The organism is Anaerocolumna sp. AGMB13025 (assembly GCF_029689925.1).
Taxonomy (GTDB): Bacteria; Bacillota; Clostridia; order Lachnospirales; family Lachnospiraceae; genus Anaerocolumna.
This window is the reverse complement of record NZ_CP121445.1, coordinates 3,789,351-3,815,231: the sequence shown is the minus strand read 5'-3', so window position 1 is coordinate 3,815,231 and position 25,881 is coordinate 3,789,351. Positions and strand designations below refer to the sequence as shown.

At 34.7% G+C, this 25,881-nt stretch carries 18 protein-coding genes, 1 tRNA gene and 1 pseudogene; 18 read left to right on the top strand and 2 right to left on the bottom strand.

The features are described from left to right. Window positions 1–72 precede the first annotated feature (72 nt). From QA584_RS15735 to QA584_RS15720, 4 genes are all read left to right on the top strand, one after another. Window positions 73–1,653 carry a putative bifunctional diguanylate cyclase/phosphodiesterase gene (locus tag QA584_RS15735; protein WP_278270003.1) on the top strand — a complete coding sequence of 527 codons (1,581 nt, stop codon included), beginning with the start codon at window positions 73–75 and terminating at the stop codon, window positions 1,651–1,653. Between the two features lie 355 nt (window positions 1,654–2,008). Further along, window positions 2,009–2,737: a lysoplasmalogenase family protein gene (locus QA584_RS15730; RefSeq protein ID WP_278270002.1), complete on the top strand. Its 729-nt coding sequence runs from the start codon at window positions 2,009–2,011 to the stop codon at window positions 2,735–2,737. Between the two features lie 753 nt (window positions 2,738–3,490). Further along, window positions 3,491–4,528, top strand: a complete 1,038-nt coding sequence (locus QA584_RS15725; protein WP_278270001.1) for a DUF5688 family protein — start codon at window positions 3,491–3,493, stop codon at window positions 4,526–4,528. Between the two features lie 106 nt (window positions 4,529–4,634). Continuing rightward, complete coding sequence (locus tag QA584_RS15720) at window positions 4,635–5,345, top strand: DUF421 domain-containing protein (RefSeq protein WP_278270000.1); 711 nt, start codon at window positions 4,635–4,637, stop codon at window positions 5,343–5,345. Window positions 5,346–5,857: 512 nt separating this feature from the next. Here QA584_RS15720 and QA584_RS15715 read toward each other — a convergent pair. Beyond that, window positions 5,858–5,930: transfer RNA gene (locus QA584_RS15715), tRNA-Arg, on the bottom strand. Window positions 5,931–6,144: 214 nt separating this feature from the next. Between QA584_RS15715 and QA584_RS15710 the strand changes: the two genes are divergently transcribed. The 10 genes and pseudogenes from QA584_RS15710 to QA584_RS15665 all read left to right on the top strand — a co-directional run bounded on the left by QA584_RS15710 (window position 6,145) and on the right by QA584_RS15665 (window position 18,394). Next, on the top strand, window positions 6,145–6,915 hold the full coding sequence (locus QA584_RS15710; protein ID WP_278269998.1) for a hypothetical protein: 771 nt from the start codon (window positions 6,145–6,147) through the stop codon (window positions 6,913–6,915). Window positions 6,916–7,301: 386 nt separating this feature from the next. Beyond that, entirely contained in the window at window positions 7,302–9,038 is a 1,737-nt protein-coding gene (locus tag QA584_RS15705; RefSeq protein WP_278269997.1) for a methyl-accepting chemotaxis protein, read from the top strand. Window positions 9,039–9,296: 258 nt separating this feature from the next. Beyond that, window positions 9,297–10,046, top strand: a pseudogene (rluF, locus tag QA584_RS28720) (23S rRNA pseudouridine(2604) synthase RluF); the annotation flags it as partial. Window positions 10,047–10,681: 635 nt separating this feature from the next. After that, on the top strand, window positions 10,682–12,640 hold the full coding sequence (gene ligA, locus QA584_RS15695) for an NAD-dependent DNA ligase LigA (protein WP_278269996.1): 1,959 nt from the start codon (window positions 10,682–10,684) through the stop codon (window positions 12,638–12,640). 107 nt (window positions 12,641–12,747) lie between these two features. Further along, window positions 12,748–13,653, top strand: coding sequence for a homoserine O-acetyltransferase MetA (gene metA / locus QA584_RS15690; protein WP_278269995.1), 906 nt, complete (start codon window positions 12,748–12,750; stop codon window positions 13,651–13,653). A gap of 870 nt (window positions 13,654–14,523) precedes the next feature. Beyond that, the gene (locus QA584_RS15685; RefSeq protein ID WP_278269994.1) at window positions 14,524–15,939 is read left to right on the top strand and encodes a hypothetical protein; all 1,416 of its coding nucleotides are present in this window, start codon (window positions 14,524–14,526) and stop codon (window positions 15,937–15,939) included. Window positions 15,940–16,171: 232 nt separating this feature from the next. Next, window positions 16,172–16,966 (top strand): TIGR04255 family protein, encoded by a 795-nt coding sequence (locus QA584_RS15680; protein ID WP_278269993.1) that lies wholly within the window; start codon window positions 16,172–16,174, stop codon window positions 16,964–16,966. Continuing rightward, window positions 16,959–17,132, top strand: a complete 174-nt coding sequence (locus QA584_RS15675; protein ID WP_278269992.1) for a hypothetical protein — start codon at window positions 16,959–16,961, stop codon at window positions 17,130–17,132. The genes QA584_RS15680 and QA584_RS15675 overlap by 8 nt, the downstream gene beginning before the upstream one ends. Next, window positions 17,129–18,085 (top strand): hypothetical protein, encoded by a 957-nt coding sequence (locus QA584_RS15670; protein ID WP_278269991.1) that lies wholly within the window; start codon window positions 17,129–17,131, stop codon window positions 18,083–18,085. The genes QA584_RS15675 and QA584_RS15670 overlap by 4 nt, the downstream gene beginning before the upstream one ends. Window positions 18,086–18,199: 114 nt before the next feature. Then, complete coding sequence (locus QA584_RS15665; RefSeq protein WP_278269990.1) at window positions 18,200–18,394, top strand: helix-turn-helix domain-containing protein; 195 nt, start codon at window positions 18,200–18,202, stop codon at window positions 18,392–18,394. 653 nt (window positions 18,395–19,047) lie between these two features. Here the strand turns inward: QA584_RS15665 and QA584_RS15660 are convergent. After that, window positions 19,048–19,272 (bottom strand): hypothetical protein, encoded by a 225-nt coding sequence (locus QA584_RS15660; protein WP_278269989.1) that lies wholly within the window; start codon window positions 19,270–19,272, stop codon window positions 19,048–19,050. Window positions 19,273–19,626: 354 nt separating this feature from the next. Here QA584_RS15660 and QA584_RS15655 point away from each other — a divergent pair, with 354 nt between their 5' ends. The 4 genes from QA584_RS15655 (at window position 19,627) to QA584_RS15640 (ending at window position 25,606) form a co-directional block, all read left to right on the top strand. Then, entirely contained in the window at window positions 19,627–20,487 is an 861-nt protein-coding gene (locus tag QA584_RS15655; protein ID WP_278269988.1) for a TraX family protein, read from the top strand. A gap of 147 nt (window positions 20,488–20,634) precedes the next feature. Then, window positions 20,635–21,513 (top strand): LysR family transcriptional regulator, encoded by an 879-nt coding sequence (locus tag QA584_RS15650; RefSeq protein WP_278269987.1) that lies wholly within the window; start codon window positions 20,635–20,637, stop codon window positions 21,511–21,513. Between the two features lie 114 nt (window positions 21,514–21,627). Next, a complete protein-coding gene (locus tag QA584_RS15645; protein ID WP_278269986.1) occupies window positions 21,628–23,991 on the top strand; it encodes an FAD-dependent oxidoreductase in 2,364 nt (787 codons plus the stop codon). A 394-nt stretch (window positions 23,992–24,385) separates the two neighbouring features. Next, window positions 24,386–25,606, top strand: a complete 1,221-nt coding sequence (locus tag QA584_RS15640; protein WP_278269985.1) for a GGDEF domain-containing protein — start codon at window positions 24,386–24,388, stop codon at window positions 25,604–25,606. The last annotated feature ends 275 nt before the right edge of the window (window positions 25,607–25,881 follow it).

Sequence of the window (25,881 nt, the reverse complement as noted above, 5' to 3'; positions counted from 1 at the left end):
TATAATGGATAATAAACAGAGCTTTTTTAGTACTGGTAAAGCGGAAGGACTAAATTATTTGAGGTGCAATGAATGCAAAATAATAAGATAGAACTGGAAACACTGGCAGATGGCGGGAAAGCTTATATAGTAAATTGGATTATTGGTGATTTAATTATTATAGCTGCACTTGTATTAGTTATACTTTTGGTTATCCTTCTGATAAATGTCAAAAGAAAAACAAAGGGTGAAAGAGCTGCATTACTGGAAAAACAGAAATGGAATGAAAATTATAACGAATTGCAGACAGCCTATGAAGAAATATCTACCTCTAAGAATGAACTTAGTGTAAAATATGAGGAACTAAAACGAACCAAGGATAAGCTTTCGAAGCTGGCATATTCGGATTATCTGACAGAATTACCGAACCGGCTGTCCTTTACGGAGATGTTAGACAGTGTTATGTTAACGCTGCGTAATGAAGAAGTCATTGCCTTAATGAATATAGACATTGATAATTTTAAAATCATTAATGATACCTTAGGACATTCCTATGGAGACGAATTATTAATTGATGTGACCCACCGATTAAAACAGGCGATGGATGATAATGATTATCTTGCACGATCCGGAGGGGATGAATATATTGTTCTTTCCCAGAATCTGACCGATATCGGTGAATATGAAGCGAAGATTAAAAAGATACAGAAAATATTTGATTACCCTTTTGTCCTGTCTATGAAAGAATATTTTATTACCGTGAGTATTGGAATAGCCATGGCACCAAAGGATGGTAAAACCACCCAGGTATTAATTAAAAACGCAGACTCTGCCATGTATGCGGCAAAAGCTAACGGTAAGAATACCTTTGTCTATTTCGATGCTTCCATTAATGAAAAATTAATGGATAAGATTCAGAGTCAGTCTGAACTTAGAAAAGCAATTGAGAATAAGGAATTTATGATTTATTATCAGCCCCAGGTGGATCTTAATCAGGATAGAATTGTGGGATTTGAAGCTTTGATTCGTTGGAATCATCCGGAGAAGGGTGTTCTTTTACCCGGTGATTTCATACCTTTGACGGAAGAAACTGGATTAATTGTACCGATTGGCAGATGGATATTAAAGCATGCCTGTGAACAATTAAAGGTATGGGAAGAGAAAGGATTTAAGGATTTGATAATGGCTGTGAATATCTCGGCCCGCCAGTTTAAAGATCAGGAATTTGTTAATATGGTTCGGGAGATTATCCATGAAGTTGGTATTAATCCGAATTACTTACAACTGGAAATAACAGAATCCATAGCATTACAGGATATTGATTATTCTATAGCCGTTATTCAGAAATTAAAAGAATTAGGTGTATTATTTGCCTTGGATAATTTTGGCACCGATTATTCCTCCATGAATTATTTAAAGAGACTTCCGGTGAATAACCTAAAGATAGACAAGAGCTTTCTACGCACTGTACTGGATAGCCAAAGTAACCAAAACATGGTGCAGACCATAATTTCTTTAGCACAGAACTTGAATTTGAACGTAATTGCTGAGGGTGTTGAGAGAAATGAACAGGCGGAATTTTTAAAGCGCATTAAATGCAATATGGCCCAGGGTTATTTTTATAGTGAACCCCTGCCGGATTCTATGGCGGAGCAATTATTGTTAAAGATGTAGAATATAAAATAAAACGAAGGGGGCTGCCGTGAAATTCATATGGATTTTGCATCAGTCCCTTTATCATATGCAATCATATGTCTTCAATCACATAGAAAGCTGAGATTCATAATAATCTTTCAATTGAAGAGACATTAGTGGAAGAAAAGAGAAATCAGTAAAGAGAAATCAGTAAAGAGAAATCAGTAAAGAGAAATCAGTAAAGAGAAATCAGTAAAGAGAAATCAGTGAAGAGAAATCAGTAAAGAGAAATTAGTAAAGAAAAATCAGTAAAAAAAATCAGAAAAGAGTAATCAGTGAAGAGAAATCAACAGTACAGATAAACTTTGGTATACATGGGAGCTGTATGAAATTTATGAACAGAAGAATAGTTATATATATATTTATCATAGCAGAGCTAATGCTTTATACTGGTTTTATGTATATTGATATTACGGGGATGGCTTCTTATGTGTTTTCCGGATGGTTAAAGTTTACCGGGATAATTTTGTGCTTTTTATATGCCCTGCTAATCAGGAATCAGAAAGAGGATAAAACAGATATCTTTATACTAAGAATCGCACTGCTTTTTACGGTCATATCTGATTTATTCATATTGATGCTTGATATTTATCTGATTGGTCTGTTTACCTTTTGTATTGTACAGGCGTTGTATTTGGTACGGATTAGGCGGTGGAGAAACCAGTCAGACTTGGTGACTGGGTCAGGGATTATAATTAAAGCCTTCGGAAGGAATATTGCCGTTACTCTGGGTATCCTGGTTGTTTTGCTGGTATTTAAAGTTAAAATTGAAGCATTGGTAGTGGTTTCCTGTTTTTACTTTATAAGTATACTATTTAATGTGATAGATGCCGTAAGTATCGCTTTCAAATCGAAAATAAAAAGAAGAATACTATTCGCAGCAGGAATGGTTTTATTTCTGTTATGTGATATAAATGTGGGAATATTTAATGTATCGGGGTTTATTGATATTAACGGTGGCTGGTTTACCACCGTGTATCAATTTGCAGCAATTGCCATGTGGATGTTCTATCTGCCTGCCCAGACTATAATTGCAATAAGCGGTTTATCTGAAAGTATGTAATTATATACAAATTTTGGACAAAAAAATCTCCATTATTTTACTGATAAATAGCTTGCTTATATAATTATAATTTGTTAAGATATTTTCAAGGCAGTCAGGGCTGGTTTAATTCAGAAAGATATTCCCTTGGTGAAGGATATTTAGGGGAGGGGTGATCTTTTCTGATTAATCGATTGATTCAATATATTTTAAAACCAATCATTCATATTTAATTCTATTTATGTTTAATTAAGCAATCTACTAATAAGCAGTTAACCTACAAGTAACTAACAATTCTATAATCAAAATCCCAAAATCACGTTTAAACATTGATATAATGCCAGGTCAAAAGACCAAATTAGAATTCTTCTTACCGCTTGTCTTTTTGCCCTTGGCATTATTACCTTATAGTAAGACGATAAATACTCAATCAACAATTTACTAATGATTGTTAAATTTACTAATGATTGTTAATTCTAATAATGATCATTGAATCTAGTAATATCATGAAATCTATTAATGACCGTTAAATCTAGTAATATCATTAAATCTAATAATATTTATTAATCTCATAATATCATTAAAGCTAATAATGACCGCTAAATCTAGTAATATCATTAAATCTCATAATATTCATTAAATCTCATAATATCATGAAAGCTAATAATATCATTAAATCCATTAAAGTTCGCTAATTAATAATGATAATTCTGACCATCCGGTAATTACCACGATTTATCATATCAAATTAAATTAAAAATAAAGGAGAAAAATATGGCAAAGAAAAAGGAATATCAATTAATGGGATATGGAGAATTCCTAAGATGTATGCAGCAATCGGTAAAAGATGTCATAGGAGGAGGCTATAATGTAGAAATTAACCATGTGATAAAAAATAATTCCCTTGAACTGGACGGGTTAGTAATTTTAAAAGATAGAGAGCGGCTAACCCCTAATATATATATAAATCCTTATTATGAAAAATATCTTACCGGTAAAACAGTGAAAGAATTGGCTGATGATGTCATACGGATCTATCGGACATTAAAAGAAAGTGGAGATAAAGAAGCCTTACATATTAGGTACGAGTTGGATCTAATGAAACCCTGCATCATATACCGCCTTATTAACTATGACAGAAACCGCAAATTACTAATGGAGGTACCTCATATTCATTTTTTAGATTTGGCAATTACATTTCACTGCCTTGTAAAGAATAGTGAAAATGGAATTGGGACCATACGCATAACCAATGAACATATTAATAATTGGTTGATCGGGTTGGAAGACTTAAAAGAAATAGCGAAGGTAAATACACCGGAACTTTTTCCCTCCGTAGTTAAAAATATGAATGATATTATTATTGATATTCTACAGAATGACAAGGATACTATCTATGGTGACCAGAGCGAGACAGATTTAAAAACGGAAAGACCAAATAACGAGGGAAAGCAGAAGGCTGAGGGAAAGTTAAAGACTGAGGAGGGAGTGTTATCTGCTATATTGGAAGATATGAGGTGCCAAAAGGACAGCAATATGTATGTAATTACCAATACAAAGGGCATCAATGGTGCAAGCTGTCTGCTATATCCTGATTTGATAAAAAAGCTGGCGGACGAACTGGATTCCGATTTATATATATTACCTAGCAGCATACATGAGGTTATAGCTGTTAAGGCGAATAATGGCATGAATAAAAGCTCATTCCGGGAGATGGTATTTGATGTAAACCGTACTCAAGTACCGGAGGAAGATATACTGTCTGATACTGTTTATTTTTATTCAAGAGAACGTGGCGCCATTACGATGTAATACTGTTCTAAATTAACATAATTACGAAGTGTTATAAATATTTTTCTTGCTTTGGCATATCCTATCTTTCAGAGAATTTATTTATTAACGATAGGAGGAAATTATAATGGAGCTGTTAAAAATCGTCATCGTGTCCCTTGGATCTATTGTTGCGCTTTTTGTCTTAACAAAGTTAATGGGCGATCGGGAAATGTCTGAACTAAGTATGTTTGACTATATTAACAGTATTACAATAGGTTCCATAGCTGCTGAAATGGCAACTTCGCTGGAGGGTGATTACTTAAAGCCATTGACAGCAATGATAGTTTATGCTGTAATATCTTTTCTTATATCATATTCCACCTGTAAATCTATAAAACTACGAAGATTTTTTGAAGGGCATACCCTGTTGTTATATCAGAAGGGTCAATTATATGAAAAAAACTTAATGAGGGCTAAGATTGATATTAATGAATTCCAGTCTATGTGCAGAGCCAGCGGTTATTTTGATCTGGAAGAAATACACACGGCAATTCTTGAAACCAATGGGAAATTAAGTATTATCCCTGCTGTAATGCATCGTCCGGTTACACCCTCCGATCTTAATTTAAATCCACAGCAAAATGATATTCTGGCGAACATAATCATAGACGGTAAAATCCTAAAGGATAATTTAAAAGCTTCCGGAAAGGATGAAAAATGGCTGGAAAGGCAGCTGAGTGCACAAGGTGCAAAGGATATTAAGGAAATAATACTGGCTAATTATGATATGAGCAGTGATAAATTGAATATCTATATTAAATTGCACCAGAAAACTTCCGGTGATTTGTTTGCATAAGGTCTGTAAAGTGTATATAATCAGACGGAATGCCCTGGCTAAACGTATTATGGCGTCAACTTAAAACACAGAAATGGTATTTGTCTAAACTGGATGTGCACTTGAGGGTAAAGCTTTTGTCAACTTAGCTTACTGCGTTGGGGGCACATTCTTTTTAGGAAGAACTAATATTTTAAAACTAATATTTTATAACTAGTATTAATAGCAGATACACGATAAGTATTACTACATTAGTCTAAATTGTGATTTAGAGGAGAGTAGTAATTCATTTTACACCAATAGAACGGGTTATTAAGAAATAATCTCATTGGATTATAGTTTGAATTCAGCGAAATCAGTTTAAATAGAAACATAACTATTCTCAAGTCAAGAGTTAAACCATGTAAAAGTAGATAGAATTTTATTAATAAGCAGACATCAAAAAGTCTTAAAAAGGTGGTAATGTTACCGCTTCGAGGTAAGTAAAATCAAGGACTTTAAGATATCTGCTACTAGTTTATGGCAACAAAAAATGCACCTAAAGGGACTCGAACCCCCGACACGAAGCTTCGGAAGCTTCTGCTCTATCCACTGAGCTACAGATGCATAGACATATTGTACCTGAAAAATTGCAAATGAGCAAGAAGTTTTTTTAATTTTTAAAAAAAAGTTTTTAAGACATAATCTGCCATAAATTGTTACATAATTATTAAATTTATTACGGTAAGAAATAATAAATGTATTGCAATTTTTTCAAAAATTTGTTATTATAGGAAAAGGATATGAAATGTTGGCTGTTGTTTAAATAAAGGAGAATACAATGAAACTTAAATATAAAAAATTGGTTGTAATGGTTACTATGTGTACAATGGGGATTGGTTTAGTTACATTTTCTATCTCCAGACCACAGGAAAAGAACACTACACCAGTAGAAAATTCAAGCATGAAAAGAGTAGCATCAAAGGCAGAAGCTAAGCAGAATATTAGTAATGCGGACGTTCAATCCGCATCCATATTACCATCAGCGACTCCAACCCCCACAGTAGAACCTCAAACCCAGGAAGATACGGCCTTAGCTGTTCCCACGGATGCATTAGAAAAGAATGCCAACAAAGAAATCAATAAATTAATCAAAAGTTATCTGAATGCGAAATTAGGCAAGAAAATTGATAAGTTTAAACCCTTAGTGAATAATGTTGATTTTATTGATTTAAAAGATATTGAAAGAAAAACCAAATATATCGAAGGATACAAGAATATCACTTGTTATACCCAAAAAGGTCCGGAAGAAGGTTCCTATATTGTATATGCTTATCATGAAGTTAAATTTACCAGCATAGATACACTTGCCCCGGCTATGAACGAATTCTATGTTAAAACCGATGAAAAAGGTGAACCGTATATTTACCTTGGTGAAATCGATCAAAACACAGAAAAGTACCTGGATGAAGTCAGAGATTCCGAACAGGTTATGAATTTGATTTATGATGTTAATAGTAAACTTGAGAAAGCTGTTAAGAACGACAATGCTTTATCAGAATTCTATTCAAAGCTTGAAGAATCAGCTAAGAAACTTACAATGAATAACTAAATTAATAATAAAAATTAATATTACGGAATATGTATACATGAATAAAGTCAGTGATAGGTCTATCCAGTATTTGGATAGACCTATTTTTATTGCATAGGAAACTTCTTCGAACTTACCTATGCAATAAAAAAGCCTTCCAGGCAGGATGCGCATGACGCACTTAAGGAAGATTGTCACTGTCGTGACAGTGCGTCAGCGCTAGAGTCTGGCGAGCCAGACTCTTTGTTCTGATTTATAGGTAAGTTCGGAGTCTTAGGGTATTTGGAGTGAGAATATTATCGAGATAAGGCGATAAATGTCGAAAACAGGTTTACATAAATTTGGTATAATAGTATAATAATGGAGGTAATATAAAATAACTAGTTGAGATGAGGAGTAAAATGCAAATGAAAAAACTAAAAAATGTAAAAATTGGCACTAAAGTATTATTAATTATTGGACTTGTATTTACAATTTCAATGCTTTCCCTTGTAGTAGCATGGATTAATCAAAACAATACCTATCAAAAATCTAACGGTATCATTACTGGTACGATGGAAGACATATTAGCATTTGATAATACCTATCAATATATGCTGGCTGTAGATAGTATGGCGCTTAAGCAGTTTGCAGCAGATGATAAGGATACCAAAGAACTTTTTGATGGTTACATTACTTCCAGTTGTAAGGTTATAAAAACATCACTGGATGATATCTTAGAACGATATAAGGACTCTGAGTACGAGAGCCAGATTTCGGAGCTAAGAGATAAGTTTAGTGAATATAATAAATATATGGAACAGGCACTGCCTCTTTCCAATCAGTATGATAATGACGGTGCAAACCAAATATTTAATAACAATATGTCACCCATTTCAACTGTTATGTTTAATTCTTTAAGGAAATTAAGTTCAGCACTGAAAGAAAGTGTTGCGGTTCAGGTAAAGAGCTTGGAGGAATCAAAACAGTTTTCTGATTACTTTACATTGGCATTAGCTTGTGTCAATGTTATAATACTGATATTTTCCTGGTTTATTATACATATTTCTTTGGTAAAACCATTGAAAAAGACAGAGCGATCGCTACTAGATATAACTAAAACCATAGAAAATGGGGAAGGCGATTTAACCAAACGGGTTTATTTTAAGAATCAGGATGAAATCGGTCAATTAGCACAGGGTATGAATGATTTTATTGGTACATTACAAAATATCATATTGGATATTAATAAGGTATCTGCTTCTATGGATTCTAATTTCCAGGTCTTCGAATCCGGTTTAAATCATGTCATTGATAATATTGCAGATAACTCTGCTTCTATGGAGGAAATGTCAGCAGGTATGGAAGAAACCACTGCCAATAATGAGTCGGTGAACAACTCTACCTCAGAAATTGGAAACATGTTAGACAATATGACTGTTAAGACTGATAAAGGAGTTGTTTTAGCAGAAGAAATCAGTGCCCGTGCCATGTCCTTAAAGGAGTCCTCAAAAACCGCCCAAAGTACAACTAAAACTATTTTGCAGGAAATTTCAGAAAACTTTAAAGTCACCATAGAGAAATCTAAAGAAGTGGAGCAAATCAATCTGTTAACAAACACAATCCTTGACATTACCACCCAGACGAACCTCCTTGCTTTAAATGCCTCGATAGAAGCAGCAAGAGCAGGGGAACATGGAAAAGGTTTTGCAGTAGTAGCAGGAGAAATCGGTCATCTGGCCCGCAGATCCCAGGAAACTGCTAATCAGATACAAGACATCAGCACTTCTGTGGTGGAATCGGTACAACACATGGCAACAGATTCCAACCGCATATTGGAATTCATCGATAATCAGGTAATGACAGATTATATTAAAATGGTAGACACCGGTGAACAATATGATTTAGATGCCAGAACCATACAAGATATTATGAAGGAATTCAGACAAACGGCGGCGGTTCTTTCACAAACCATATCAAATATTGTAAATACCATTAATGGTGTAACGGAAATCATCAGTGAAAGTTCAAAGAATACACAATCCGTTGCAGAAAATAGTGAAAATTTAATGAAGGAAACCGAAGTACTAAGAACTGCGCTGGAGGAAAGTACCAGGTCGGTATATAACCTAAGTCAGGCAATCCTTAAGTTTAAACACATTTAATGGGTTGGCATTGATAGGTGACAGAGATCCATATTACAGCGGATATTCTGATACTTGATAATAAAATTAATACGAGTAAATAACAAGCATGAAAAACGTTATAAACGAATTTTCATGCTTGTTTTTAAGAATTAACCAACAACGATACAGCAACGTTTTTACTTGTACTTTTTTAGTGAGACTGATATAATACTTAAATAGCGCACAGACTATGTTTTAAAGGTCTGTATAGTTGAACGGAGAAGAGAAGGAGCCACGATGGCAAAAAGGACGAAAAAGTTATTAGAGAGTAATGAAATCTCAGAAGAAGTAAGATTAAATAAGTATCTCAGTGATGCAGGTGTATGTTCTAGAAGAGAAGCTGATAAATATATAGCCGAAGGTAAAGTTACAATCGATGGCATTACAGCCGTTATGGGGTCGAAGGTAAAATCCGGACAGAAGGTTATGTTAGCGGGAAAGCCGGTAGACAAAGATGAGACCCTGGTTTTGATTGCTTTTAATAAGCCCAGAGGGATTGTTTGTACAACGGATAAAAGGGAAAAAGATAATATTATAGATTTTATACAGTATGGCAAAAGAATCTATCCCATAGGAAGGCTGGATAAAGAATCAGAAGGATTAATCTTACTTACCAACGATGGTAATATCGTAAATAAAATATTACGTGCCGGTAATAATCATGAAAAAGAGTATATCGTAACGGTTAATAAAGCCATTACTTCAGAATTCTTAAAAGGAATGGCTGCCGGAGTACCAATCCTTGATACGGTAACAAGACCCTGTGAGATAAAAGCTTTGGATAAAGTGACCTTCCAAATCGTACTTACTCAGGGATTAAACAGGCAGATCAGGCGAATGTGTGAATATTTCGGCTATAAAGTACTGACATTAAAAAGAACCAGAATCATGAATATAAATCTTGGATACATGCAGGTAGGCGGTTACCGCAATGTAACGGAAAAAGAAATTGGCGGCTTAAATGAGTTAATCAGTAATTCCGTTAATACCCCGGATACTTTATGGAATTCTATGGAGGATGCTTCGGATGAGGAGCAGGAACAGAAAAGTAAAAGAACCTATAAATCTATAAAAGCACCGAATAAGAATCCAGTTAATAAAAAAACAGATTATGTAAAATCGGATTACAAAACTTTGAAAAATAAAAAGTCTGATAGTAAAAAAATAGATAGTAATAAAGCAGAATACAAAAGCACGAATAGTAAAAGCACGAATAGTAAAAGCACAAATAGTAGAAGCACAAATAGTAAAAGCACGATTAGTAAAAACTTGAATTACAAAAGTTCGAATAATAAAAACACTATTAGTGAAAGTTTGAATAATAAAAACTCCAATAATAAAAACTCCAATAACAAAAACTCAGACTACAAAAACTCGGATTACAAAGCCTTGGGTAATAAGAAATCGGATACCCGTACTGAGTTAAAGAGTAAACCGGTTGTTAAAAGCACGACAGGTGACAATAAAAATACTGAAAACAGAAAAGGTCAGTCAAAATCAGGCAATATGCGGACCAGGACCTCTGACAAATCATATAAAAAATTTGAGAAAAGTCCGTCACGAGGAAGAAGATGATACTTTACACCCCATCTTTTCCTTAGGACAAAGAATGGGAGAATGTAATGGGAAATAACTTGGACAGAATAAAAGAACTGGTTAGTCTGTTAAATGAAGCTGGTAAAGCATACTATCAGGAAAATCGGGAAATTATGAGTAATTTTGAGTATGATGCCCTCTATGATGAATTGCAGGCATTGGAGAAAGAGACAGGTATCATCTTATCCGATAGTCCATCCATCCATGTTGGATATGAAATCTTAAGCGAACTTCCTAAGGTAAGACATGATGCACCAATGCTGTCCCTGGATAAGACTAAGGAAGTAGAGACTTTAAAGGACTGGCTTATAAATCAATCCGGTCTGTTATCCTGGAAATTAGACGGACTCACCATTGTTCTAACGTATAAAGCAGGTAAATTATTCAGTGCCGTTACCAGAGGTAATGGAGAATATGGTGAAGTAATAACCAATAATGCCAGGGTATTTAAAAATATACCCCTGAATATAACCTATACCGGAGATTTAGTGCTGCGGGGAGAAGCTGTTATCAAATATTCCGATTTTGAGAAAATAAATGCTGAAATTGAAGATGTAGATGCCAAATATAAGAATCCCCGAAATCTCTGCAGCGGTAGCGTAAGACAGCTGAACAATGAAATAACCGCGAAAAGAAAAGTTCACTTTTTTGCCTTTCATTTAGTAAGTACGGGCGGAGAGGTTGACTTTAAAAACTCCAGAAACGAACAGTTATTGTGGTTGAAAAATTTAGGCTTTGATACAGTAGAAAGCAAAATGGTGACGAAAGAGAATCTGGAAGCTACGGTCATGTGGTTTTCTGAGCAGGTTGCCAATAATGATTTCCCTTCGGATGGTCTGGTACTAATTTATGAGGATATTGCATACGGAAGATCCCTTGGCACAACTGCCAAGTTCCCAAGAGACTCCATTGCCTTTAAATGGGTGGATGAAATAAGGGAAACAAAACTAACGGAAATCGAGTGGAGTGCTTCCAGAACAGGACTTATCAACCCCATTGCAGTTTTTGAGCCCGTTGAGCTGGAAGGTACTACCGTTAGCCGTGCAAGCATCCACAATATTAGTATAATGGAAGCTCTGGAGCTTGGGTTAGGGGATACCCTCCAGGTATATAAGGCAAACATGATAATTCCACAGATAGCGGAGAATTTAACAAGAAGCGGTCATGTAGAGATTCCAATGAACTGTCCGGTTTGCAATCATCCAACCCAGATTAAACAGGAAAATGATGTAAAATCCTTGTATTGTACCAATCCGGACTGTCTGGCAAAAAAAATAAAATCATTTACCCACTTTGTCAGCCGGGATGCCATGAATATGGAGGGATTGTCAGAAGCAACCATTGAAAAATTCATTGCTAAAGGTATGATTCACGAACTGGCGGACCTGTTTCATTTAACACAGTATAAAGAGGAAATTGTAACAATGGAAGGTTTTGGTGATAAATCTTATCAAAATCTGATTGCTTCTATAGAGAAAGCCAGAGATACGACAACTGCAAAATTTTTATACAGTTTAGGAATACAGAATATCGGTCTTTCCAACGCAAAACTAATCTGTAAAGAATTCCACAATAATTTTGAAGCAGTTAGAAACGCCGAAAAAGAGAATCTGCTTACTATACCAGGAGTCGGCGGTGTAATTGCTGATACTTTCCTGGAATTCTTCCAAAAGGAAGAGAATCAGCTTATCGTAGATGACCTGTTAAAAGAAATCAGGTTTGAACAGACGGAAAAAACAGAGGAGAATCTTATTTTAACCGGTAAGACTTTTGTAATCACCGGTTCCGTAGAGCATTTTACCAATCGGAATGAATTAAAAGAAGTCATTGAACAAAAGGGCGGTAAAGTGACTGGATCTGTAACTGCGAAAACGGATTATTTGATTAACAATGATAACTTATCAAACTCCTCAAAGAATAAAAAAGCAAAAGAATTAGGTATTCCAGTTATAACAGAAGTAGAATTTCTTGAGTTAATAAAGTAAACCAAATAGGAACTGGTATGCCTTATATCCGCATTGTCTTATAAGTTTAATTATGACAAGCACTACTGTTAAGATAAATAAAATATAAAAGAAAAGATGGTGATGATATGCCTATAAAAGTACAAAGCGATTTGCCGGCAAAAAAGATATTGGAAGATGAGAATATATTCATGATGGATGAGAAAAGAGCCATGCATCAGGATATACGTCCTCTTAAGATTGCAATATTAAATCTCATGCCTCTTAAGGAGGACACAGAGGTTCAGTTGCTGCGTAGTTTGTCCAATACCCCTTTGCAGGTTGATGTAACTTTTTTAACAACAGGTTCCTATGTTGGAAAAAATACGGCTGCCAGCCATCTGGATCAGTTTTATCAAACGTATGAAGAGGTCAAAAATCTGAGATTTGACGGACTGATAATTACAGGGGCTCCGGTGGAACAGATGGAATTTGAAGAAGTAAACTACTGGGAGGAGCTAGTTGAGATCATGAAGTGGTCAAAAACTAACGTCACCTCCACCCTTCATATCTGCTGGGGAGCACAGGCAGGACTATATTATCATTATGGTATCCGCAAAGTTCCCTTAGAGGAAAAAATGTTCGGTGTATTTCTTCACAAGGTATTAAATCGTAAAGAACCATTTGTAAGAGGGTTTGACGATATTTTTTATGCCCCTCACTCCAGACATACTACCGTATCCAGAGAGGATATCGAAAGTAATCCGAACCTGACCATACTAGCTGAATCGGAAGAAGCAGGAGTATTTATCGTGATAGCTGATGAAGGCAGGCAGATATTCGTAATGGGACATCCGGAATATGACCGGATAACCCTGGATAAAGAGTATAAGCGGGACAAGGGAAAAGGTCTTGACATACAGTTGCCGGTGAATTATTATCCGAATGATATAGATGATAATAAGCCCAGCTTAACCTGGCGGGCGCATGCGAATGCGATGTATACGAATTGGTTGAATTATTATGTATATCAGGTGACGCCATATGAGCTATAGGCAATCTTAGGGAGAATTGCGTATTTACAGGGGTTGTGAGTCTTTAGTGAGAAAAACAAGGTGTCGCAAGCTGCCGTAAAATATCGTAATTATACTCAAAATTGGTGTACGATTGGTGTACAGAAGATTATTTTGATGGTGTACACTTTATGGTAGTGAAGTTGGATTTGAAAGGTTGTTTTTGCGTGAAAATTCATTTGGTGGAATGAATTAGAACTGAATCTTCTACATCGAGCAAAAGATAATTGAAACTAATAACAATTTATAAAGAAAAATGCGTCGATCGGATGAGAGCATCGTCATGTAAAATTGGCGGTGCTTTTGTTATGCAAGGAAATAATCCAGATATGAATTATTAATGTGTGGAGACAATTTACTTTTTACTTATCCGTTATTTAAGGAAGTGAAAAAGACTTATAAAAATTTCGAGGGGAGCATGGCAAGATACGCATCTGAGATATCTCTAGTCTCTGATGTCTTGTTAGAGGGGAATCCCCTAAAAGAGTGCACAAAACACTATTGCAGGGGGATTTTGATAGCATTTTAGGATATTACATTGAAAACAGATTTTAAAATATAAAATTTAGCTGTATAATAAATTTATTATATAACCAATTTGTAAAAAAGCAATGAGATTAAATTATTTTTATTTTAAGATGAATTAAGGGTATCTTAAAATATTATTGCGATGTTGATTTCAAGGCTATATAATATAGAGTTTTAATAGAAAAATATTAGAAAAAGCATAAAGTAATTGATAAGAAAATGTGCTCAAATAAATGTTTGTATAAGATAGATAAGCAGAAATTAAATTAGCTAAGAAATATTTGTGACATTAGACTTATAAGCATAGGAAAGGGAAACTCAATCATGAACTATCGGAACGAAAGTTTATACAAAATTGAAAGCGAATATTATTTGATTTTTGATGAATTTTATGGCTCATTTTATCAAGAATACAAGAAAAGTGGAAAGGAAAAAGTGGTATTTATAAAGAAATATTTGGATAATCAAAAATCTATAATTTTATGTAGTGATGAAAATAATTTATCTTATAGAAGAAATGAATTTAGATCAAGAGTAAAAAAATTTTGGGATGATCGGAAAAAAATAATAAATGAAGGATTAAATTCTTATTCAAATATTGGATTATTTGGGGCTTGTGATGATAAATATGTTTCATACTATGAAACAGAAATTAAGCAAAACGCATTGTATTACGACCTGCTTATACTAAATGATCCTTTTTACACGCCCTATGCAAATAAAAGAGATAATTTAAATTATTCATTTATAAATACATTCTATAAAAATGTATTAGAACTGATGGATTTGAAGTCTTATGTACTTACTACAAATAAAGAGATATTTGCTATCATTTATCCGACAAATATAATGACGGAATCAAATGAGGAAGAGGTGTTGTATCAGAGTTGTAGGAAAAATGCAGTTGATATATCAAAAAATTTGTTTGGAGTTGATTATAGTGGTGAAACTGAATTATGGAAGAATATAGAAATACTTAAGAGCTTGTCTGATTTGCAAATTGAGAAGAAAATGGCAGAATGTGAAATATATATCAATATGGCAGAAGCTCAACAATATGAGTGGGATACAATGGAGAAAGATACAATTCAACAATATATTCAATTTATGAATGAATCGTGGGGATGTTTTAATAAAGACTTTATGCGATGTGTATTGAATTATGCGATAATAAACAATATCATAACAACTAATCATTATACATACAAAATGCATTGTAAAGAATCCATTAATTTTAAAGCTAACCCTATATTTAATAAAGATGAATGGGAACCGTTTTTGTATGAAGTGGCGGGTAATGCTTTTCCGGCTTCTGATGAGTTTAAATATATGTGTGCTATTCACAGGAATGATAAATTAGCAGAAATAGTAGAACTTTCATCTGATGAAATATTAGACCATCGTGAATACAAGAATGTTACACAGTATAGAGATTTTTTGGGTAAAGCAGTTGCTTCAATTCATAATACACCTGATCAGTTTGAAGAAATCGCCATAGAAGTGTTTTCAAAGATAGATGAGTTATTAGATGATGAATGTAAAAAAATTGCAAAAACTAGAAAGATGACTAGTAAAAAAGCTATATGGGGATTAGGAAAAGCTATTGCCGGGTATATCCCATATATATCTTATATTCCAACAACACTTGATGTAGGTTTAGGAATAAAAAGTTATGCTAACACTCTTAAGGATAAAGAATCAATACTTGAGACAATAAATAAAAGAAATAAAAATAGATAAAAATCAATTAAATAAATCTAATATTTTAGGCTTTGATAATATTGCTTGAATGTCAATGGATTGGAATGCTTCTAGTAAGTGAGCTTGATGGTTAATTGATGATCTATTTGTTGATACGTTTACCAACTCCCTACACGTGGAGATAGATAATAAAAGTAGCATTAATTTATATCATATTAGTGCAAAGTGTGTTATACTATTTAAAAATAGAAAGATATCAAGGAGTGTTAGAATGTCTCAAATCCATGATAAAAAAGATTTTAAATATAATATATTAAATATGATTATACTTCGCGCTGATTATGATGGAATCTTTTCAGTGAGTGGTTTAATTGACAATTTGCAGGGAAAAATAAAAGATAAAGGATTCACTGATTTTATAAGTGAAAGAAATTTAAATCTTTATGAAAAAGATTCTGAAGATGAAAAAAATAGTGGTGTTCGAGTGTTTGTGTTTAAAACGAAAGATGGACTGATTGAACTTAAAATTTCAGAAATTTTTATGGAAGTTAGGGTTAGAGTAGAAAAATATGTAAATTTTCAAAAATATAAGAATATATTTTGTGATTTGCTAGAAGAAATAAATAAATTGCAAGAATTTCTTGCATGTAGTAAAATTAGTATAAGAAAAATAAACAGATGCTTTCCCTATACAATCGATGATTTATTTAAAGGATTTAAATCTGAAGCATTTAATACGGTTTATTTACATGATGATATAAAAAATTATCAAAATATTCTAGATTTGAAGATTAATGATACTGATTATCAAATAGTTCAATTCATTGCTCCAGTTATTGTTACTGATGAAAAGAATCAAGAAATCAATATTTTGCAGTTTATATTTGATATAGTTGGGACTGTAAAATCAATGGACATCAGTACATTAAGAGATAGAATGACGACCATTAATGATGAAATATTTCATGAAATTTTTACCTGTATTATGAATGATAGTTTTATTAAATGCTTGAAAGAAGGTAAGTGCTCTGAATTAAACATAGAAGGAGTGAAGTCAAATGATTAAAACCGTGAAGTCAAATGATAATTATACAAAACTACTTAGTGAAATTAAATTTGAAAAACCTCAGAAGCCTACATTAAGTAAAATGAATGAGATAGAATTACCTCAATATAGGAAAATTACAGGAGCTAAACCTGTAAGAGAACTAAATAACTGGGCAATAAGATGATTGATGATGTAAGATATGCTATTAGTAACAGAATTCAGTTTGTTGACATCCATGTAATTGGTTATCCCGTCGAAGGTGAATCAATTATTCTATTTTTAAGAGATGATAAAGAGAACATTGTATATACAATGGTAATTGATAGTTTTAAAAAGGGAAAAACAAATAGGACTATTGATATTCTTAAAAGTCATAAAGTTGATAAGGTTAATCTATTAATATGGTCCCACACCGATTATGATCATAGTTTTGGTTTGCTAGAAATCTTGGATCATTATATAAAAGAAAATTCTGTTGTGCTAATACCTCATTCTATATTTGACAGAAAAGGAGCATTAACCAAATATTCAAAGTCGGTGGTGGATAAATTAAAAGATTTATTGGCAAGTGATGTACAGATAGAAATGGTGGCAGAGCAAAAATTCAGTGTATTTTTTAATAACGCAGTGTCTGAGGAGCAGATTGAACTGAGTGTAACAACATTATTGCCAAACTCAAAACATTTGTTAATGAAGTCCACAAAAAATAGTACGTATTGTAATGACTATTCTATTGCGTGTAATGTTCAAATTAATTCTACGTTTAATTACTTTTTTGCGGGGGATATTATTGATGAAGCAATTTTAAGAATACAAAAGAATATATTTCCTAAATCCCTATCATTTTTAAAAATTCCGCACCATGGCTCTATTACATCGACAGAATTGATTGATTTGTTTGATAAAAAAATAAAAATACCTATTTCATGTTCTACAAATTATACAAAACAACGCTTACCTATGAATGAAGTATTGGAGCAGTATTCTACAATATCGAAAAAAGTTCATATAACCGGTAAGAATGATAAAGATCTAAACACTGATTCATATGGTGAATGGTATTATAGATACAATTTGGTTGATATGGAACCAATTAAAGCCCAGAAACAGGGAAATGCATTAGAGTTTGTAGTCTAAAAGTAATATAATGATATAAGGTAATTCCTTTGAGTATTTACATATTATAGATAAATCAAGCCCCGCATCGCGGGGCTAATCCTTTACCCAAAATTCAATACCAGGAGGTACACCATGCAACAATATGATTATAACAAAGCCCTGCTCAATCTAGACGAATTCTGTGCTTACCTTGGTATTAATAAGAGCAAAGCACGGGAAATATTAGATGATAGCAGGAACAAATTTACTGTCCGCATTGGCAATCGTCTATACGCTCATAAGAAGAAACTAGATGAGTGGTTGGAAATGCAGACAGAGTTTAGATAAAAAAATATTTGATTTAGGTTGAGAGAATGCGTCGACTAAAGTATAAAAACTTTAGATTCGACGTTTTTTTCGTCATTCAGGCAAAAGAGAAAGTGTATGAGAACAAAGTTGTGAGTTTCAATGGTGTACGAGTGGTGTAAATTATGACATTGTGGTGTACAACAGTCTTGAAACCCTAATAAAAAAAGGAATTCCAACTATGAGTACATTGTTAGAAGTTGTGCTTATTATGTATATCAAGTAACTCTTTATGAACTCTAAAATGACTTTAAATACTAGAATCAGAGGTACTTTTTGAAAAAATAAAAGTAACATAAATTATCACTATTTTACACCAATTATCATATCATTGGTGTCAGGTTTTTTTAAGAAACAGAATAATAAAATTGATGTGAAGTATAGTAAACAATTGACCTTTTAAATACCTATTTAATCATAAATAATGCATTTTATCATTAACGATTGAGTATTTTATTTTTTTTGTAAAAAATAAAAGGATAATAAAAAATATTGGACATAAACGACTGCAGTAAAGACTATGTAAGATGTAGGATCCATGGGAAGTACTTGATTGCGTTGATAAATAAAGAAGATATAGAGGGGTACTATAAGAAATGAAGTCTTGTAGTGCCTCTTTTTATGGGAAAGGGGTATTATTCATCTTCATGAGGTATAATGCCCGGTCTGATATTTATGAGCTTTTTACCTATATAACCTATAGTAACCGGAGTATTAAGTTTGTACATATCGAATAAGGTTTTTCCAACTTTTACAGAAATAATCTTTGCTCCATCATTAACTCTAAATAAATAATTACCCCAAATAGTTCTGTCCTTCTTTTCTAAAATTCCTCTATGTTCTTTATATTCTGTTATCATACCAACTCCTAATAGAATAAACTGCCTAATAAAGTATTATAATCTAAGCTTTTCGCAGCTTATTTATTTTTAGTGTGGACAGTTAAATAAAAAGTCATACAGTTTTCATAGCGGAAAAAGCTATATAAAGTGAGAAATCTATATGGGAACTTTGTTTCACTAGTGGTAGCCACCAAAACAAGAATCCATGTTAAGATTATTTTTGTATAAAACCGGAATAAAAGCGCGTAGCTTTTCAATAGTGAAAATAGATGCTTGGAGCAAAGGTATTAATTTTGTCAAAAAAAATCCATATCCTTATAAAATCCTTAAAAACTACTGCTATACTATCAGTAAAGGAAAGGAGTTTTAGATATGGATCAAACGATAGAACAAACAATGAATCAAACAAGGAAACAAAAAGGACTTACCGGTTTTCAGCTAAAGTATATTGCAATGGCTTTGATGGTACTGGATCACATTCACTATTTCTTTGAATTTACAGGGAAAATACCAATTTGGTTTTCCATGCTTGGCAGACTGTCAGCGCCACTATTTTTATTTTGTCTCATAGAAGGGTTTACCCATACCCATAATCGAAAGAAGTATTTTATACAGATTTATTCCATAGCCATAATAATGGGACTTATCCAGTTTCTTATTCTTAATTTTGGTTTAAGGCGGCCGGATGGATTTTATCCCCAGAATCAAATGCTTGCAACATTTTCAATTTTAATCGTTATCCTTCAGGGTATTGATTGGTGTGCTAAGAAGCAGTGGGCAAAAGGTCTTTTAGCAATTATTATACCGTCGATTTTACCATATTTAGCAATAAAGTTTGGCGGTATGATACCTGGTGGATGGATTACAGTTAATATCTTGCATTTTACGATACTTCCTTTACATGCATGGATTATGGATGGTGGTACCTATTTTATTTTACAGGGTATTCTGATGTACCTGCTTCGCAGACATCGTAAATGGCAGGTATCTGTTTTTGTCATTACCAATGTTATACTCTATGCTATCATTCCAATGGTAACCATACCGGATATTACAATTACACTATTATTTACGAAAGCTTTTGAATGGATGGGGTCATTGGCAGCAATTTTAATGTTACTGTATAATGGGGAAAGAGGGAAAGGCAATAAGAAGTTATGTTATTGGTTTTATCCGGTACATATTTATGTTTTATGCGGGTTATCGTATTTGTTATACTTCCTTATTAGATAATGAGCTATAAAAGAATATATTGTTAAATTATTAACCTAACTCTGGTCAACCAGTCCATAGTCTGATACAATATTCTTAAAGACAGCCAAAACACCCTGATTGTCTATCACATAGATATAGAATGGGCATTTGAAAGGAAAATGACTAATGGAAATCAGACAACTTCGTTACTTTATTCTAGCAGCCAAACACTTGAATTTTACGGCTGCAGCTCAGGAAAGTTTTATTGTTCAGTCTGCAATGTCACAACAGATTGCTCTCTTGGAAAAAGAACTTCAGGTTCGGCTTTTCGAGCGGCATAGCAGATCTCTTACTCTTACCCCCGCGGGAGAGGTATTGTATAGTGAAGCACGACGTATTCTGCAGCAAATCGATGCCTCTGTGGCGCTGGTCAAGAATGTTTCAAATGGATACCTGAAAACCCTTCATATCGGATGCCATGGTGATCTTATCAGAAAGCAATTTCCGGAAATCCTTAGCCGATTTCATCAGGAGGTGCCCCATGTCAAGGTATCCTTAATGCATGATGTGGCAGAAAACCTGCTGAAACGGTTAAAGGAGGGAAAAGTAGATTGTATCATATGCGTTTATGCACCGGATATCAAGCAAAAAAACTGGCTGGATTACCGGGTTTTTCGAAAAGACAGAGTTATGCTGATGCTTTCCCGCAACCATACACATGCACATTATACCACGATTCGAATGAATGCGATTCCCAAGGACCCGGTTGTACTTTTACGAGGCGGGAATAGAAAAGACAGGCTGGTTGATTGGGAGAAGATGGGCAGGGCAATCAATGAGCATTGTTATGCCGATGATCACGATAGCATAGAAACCCTGGTAGCAGCCGGTTATGCAATCTCTTTTTGCTTAAAGAGTGCCTGTCGTCCTCACCCACTGCTTAGTTATGTAGAGATAGTGGATCATCCTGAAGAAAAGCTATGTCTATGCTGGAATAATAAAGCAGATACCGATCTGGTGGAAAATCAACTGCTACCACTTTTATTGATGGAACCAGCAAAATAACTAATTTGCCATATACCTGTTTCTCTATTATACTTTAGATTGACAAAAAAATGTCAAAGTTATTGATGCCTCATCAGGTATCAATAACAGAAAGAGAAACAGGAGGATGAAATTTTGAAAAGGAAATTTATGCTATGGATTGTGCTTGCTATGGTTACATTAGGTTTATGTGCCTGCACCCCAAAACCCAAGGAAGTGACACAGGAAACGGATGCTTCGGTAAATCTGTATACACCCGGCGAGTACGAGGCGACTGCCAAAGGCTTTGGTGGAGATATTACAGTGACTATGACCTTTGATGAAAAAAGCATTACTAACGTGACCATCAAAGGGGATAAGGAGACCGATGGTGTAGGAAGCAGAGCGGTAGAGAGTCTTCCAGCTGTGATTTTAGAGAAACAGAATGCGGATGTAGATATGGTCTCCGGTGCTACGAACAGCAGTAAAGCAATACTTGCAGCAGCGAAAGATTGTATTGCACAGGCTACAGGAACCAGCGTTGAGACAGAAGTGGCAGCCAAAATGGCACCGGGAACCTATACTGGAGAGGGTACAGGATTTCGTGTCAGCGAGCCAATATCAGTATCAGTAACCGTAGATGAAGGAAAGATTCTTGATATTAAGGTAGATCAGGAAAATACTTCGGAAACCCAAGGAATATTGCAGTCAGTTGTAGATAAACTTCTTCCACGTATGTTAGAGTCCCAGTCAGTAAGTGTGGATGCTGTTACAGGAGCAACTGCTTCCAGTAATGGTGTAAAACAGGCAGTGGAAGGTGCCCTTGTGCAAGCGCTTGTTGCTGGTGGCAGCGAGGAATCTGCAATAAAAGCTTTTTATAAAGAGACAAAGAAAAACAGTGAAGTTGTTACTATGGATACCGATGTTTTAGTAGTTGGTATGGGCGGTTCCGGTACAGCGGCTGCACTTAGTGCTGCCGAGAACGGAGCCTCTGTGCTGGCAATTGATAAGGCTGGTAAGTGGGGCGGTACCTCAGCCATTACCAGTGGACCAATGGCTATTAATGTTCCAAGCCAGGTAAAAGCAGAAATTAAAGATTGGACAGATCCCATTACAAAGGAAGTTATTACAAAGCCTGCCGGTCAGAAATTAATAGATGCAGAAGCACTTTATAAAGACTGGATAGCATATACAACAGTAGACGGGGTACAGACAGCAAAACCGGAGATGATCCGCCTCTTGATAGACGAAAGTGGTTATACGATTGACTGGCTGACTAAATTTGGTTTTTCCTTTGACCCTGCAAGCGGCTTTGCCGGGAATTCCTGGGCAGCCTTTACACCATACACTGGCGCTAAGAAATTGACAGAAAGTTTCTATGCGTCTGCTTATGACAAATTCACCAATGAATTAGCTGGTAAATATCTTCTGGAAACAGAAGCTTATGACTTGATTGTAACCGATGGAAAGGTAACCGGAGTTTTGGCCCGCAATGTAGTTGATGGAACGGAATACAAAATTAATGCGAAAGCGGTTATTCTTGCTACCGGTGGTTTTGCAGGAAGCGGCGAAATGGAAGAAACTTATCTGTCAAATAACTATTATCCTCTTAAGGGAAGCTGGAGACAGTTTGGCATGAAACAGAATAACGGTCTAATGCTTCAGGCTGCCCTCGATGATGGAGCAGGAACTTTTAATATCAGCGTTCCTCCTATGGTACATGTAGGCGGTTCAGATGGGTTCCTTTCCGGATATCCTTCCAATAAAATTGAAGGTGCAGTCAGCCGTGCAACCGGAAGACAGGCAGTTTGGTCTATTGCAGATATTCCGTTAAATATGGCAGTCGCAACCAACACTTTAGCTGTTGATTCAAACTCAAAGCGTTTTACCAACGAGAATGCACTTTCCATGTTTAATCCATGGATTTCCGGATCTCATTTCTATAGTATCTGGGGCAACGAACAGATTAAAACACTTATTGAAAAAGGATTTTTTGAAGAACCTTATGGTGTCTCCACCACGTATTTAGGTTATGGCAGCAGCATCCCGGCAGGAGTTCCTATGCCTGAAACGGAAGAAATTTTAGAAGCGGCAATTAAAGCCGGTTATGTATTTAAAGCAGATACCCTTGAAGAATTAGCGGATAAAATGGGACTGGATGGCGGCGTTCTGGCGCAGACAGTTGACCAATACAATACTTATTGCTCAAAAGGCAAGGATGCTGATTTTAATAAAGATTCTAAATATTTAGCTCCGGTAGAGGGTGCTCCTTACTATGGCATCGTTGGTTCCTCTTACTGTTATTCTACCTGCGGCGGTCTGGATATCAACAAAAACTTCCAGGTACTCTTAGCGGATGGCAAGACACCAATTGATGGTCTGTATTCCGTTGGTACCGACAGTATGGGCGTTTTATTCTCCGAGGCGAAAGCTTATGTAACATATGGTGGTGCGGCCCAGGGCTGGGCCTTTACCTCCGGTCGCTTAGCCGGTAAGGAAGCGGCAGAGACGACTAAATAGATGTCTGATATTTACTGAAAATATTTATTTAAGTGATTAATAATTTAATCAAGAGACTGCATTTCTTTCGATACAAGAAGTGCAGTCTTTTTGTTTAACATACGGGGAAAGTTCTCTGACAGCGGGTCAAATTATCTTACATTAAAAAACGGATGATTTATATAGGAAATAATAGACTCAACAAAGAAAATGCAGCCTATTACCAAGGCTGCATGACAGATATATGTTAATCATTTTAGAAGTAGAGTATTTCTAGGATGTTTTTGTTGCCTGTGAACAGCAACCTAATAAAAGTAATTATTATTAATATATACTTGCAGAATACAAATGCTTCTTTTATAATATTACATATTAAGTATACAAAGGAGCCGGGGCATAACCCAGATTAACTTACATGAATAATAGCAACCTCGATAAAGTTCATAACAATGATATTAATGATGACGATATACCCATGAATGAATTCCATAAGAAGGAAGTCTATAGCAATCAATTCCAAAGTAATGAGATCCATATTGATGAAATCCGAAAAGAATATAAAAGAATAGATAATGATTGGCTTCAGTTTCAGTACAAAATTTCCGTAGGATTAGTTGTATTTGCTTTTCTGGTGGAGTGTTTTATGGCTCTTATATTAACCAATTCAGAAATGCTGACAACAACGGTAAGACGCTTTATTCTAAAATTCATAGTTGCGCCGACTACCGTTAATTTTACTTGTATTATTTGTGATACCCTCATAATGCGTGGAAAGAAATTAACACAGGATCAGAAAATTTGTGCAGTATCCATTAATTTAGTAGTGATATCCTTTATATTGTTTACTGCACATAGTGCTTTTACTTCAACCTATTTTCTATTTATTTTTGCTATTATTTTAACTACTATTTATGCAAATTACCGTGTAACCGGCATTACGGTCTTACTAAGTGTTATAGCACTGATTACCTCAGAATTATTTATTAAATGGGATGTGGATAAACCCAGTGTATATGCAAGTACCCAGAGACTGTCTGAATTCCTGATTTCGTTATCCATCATTTGCGCAACATCAATTGTATGCCTTATTAAGATAGCTTATATACGAAAGAAGAATGAAGCGAGTATCCAAAAGGAATTAGAGCGAGTGCTTCTCGAACATAAGCTTAAGATAGATGAATTAACAGGAGCATACAACCGCAAGGCCTTACATGATGCCCTGCGGGATTTGGAGATAAACAAAACCCCCAGTTATATTTTTGTAATCACAGACATTGATAATTTTAAAAGTGTGAATGATCAATTGGGTCATCATGTGGGTGATGATTGTTTAATCAATTTTACGAAAGTATTAAAAAAGCATAGTGAGGGTGCGTCTGTCTTTCGTTATGGCGGGGATGAGTTTTGTCTGATTTTTGAAAATACGCGCATGAATCAGGTAGTATCAACCTGTGAAAGGCTTAAAACCATAATAAATGAATTGTATGCGGTTAATTATCCGACACTTAATTTAACGGCGAGTTTCGGAATTGCGCCATATACAGCGGATTGTAACGCGGCAAGGCTGTTTATCCATGCCGATCAGGCACTATATGAAGCAAAAGTGAGTAAAAATGCAATTCGTGTATATGGATAACGATTAATTTTTATTAGATGATTTATCTTATTACTTTGCGGCAGTCCTATTTATTAACCTGAAACTGCTGTAATAATAATCAACAATATCTTTTGAAAAGTTTTGAAAAATGGTGACTTTCGCAGTCGCATTTAAACTGGCCAGAATTGAAATAAGATTCTGACCAGTTTTTTTTGACCTTTCATTATTCTATAGAAATGGGAGAAAATGGGTGTTATAATGAAGATGCCAGGTGTGAGATTATATCTGGTCTCAGTTTATGCCAACTTTTTACA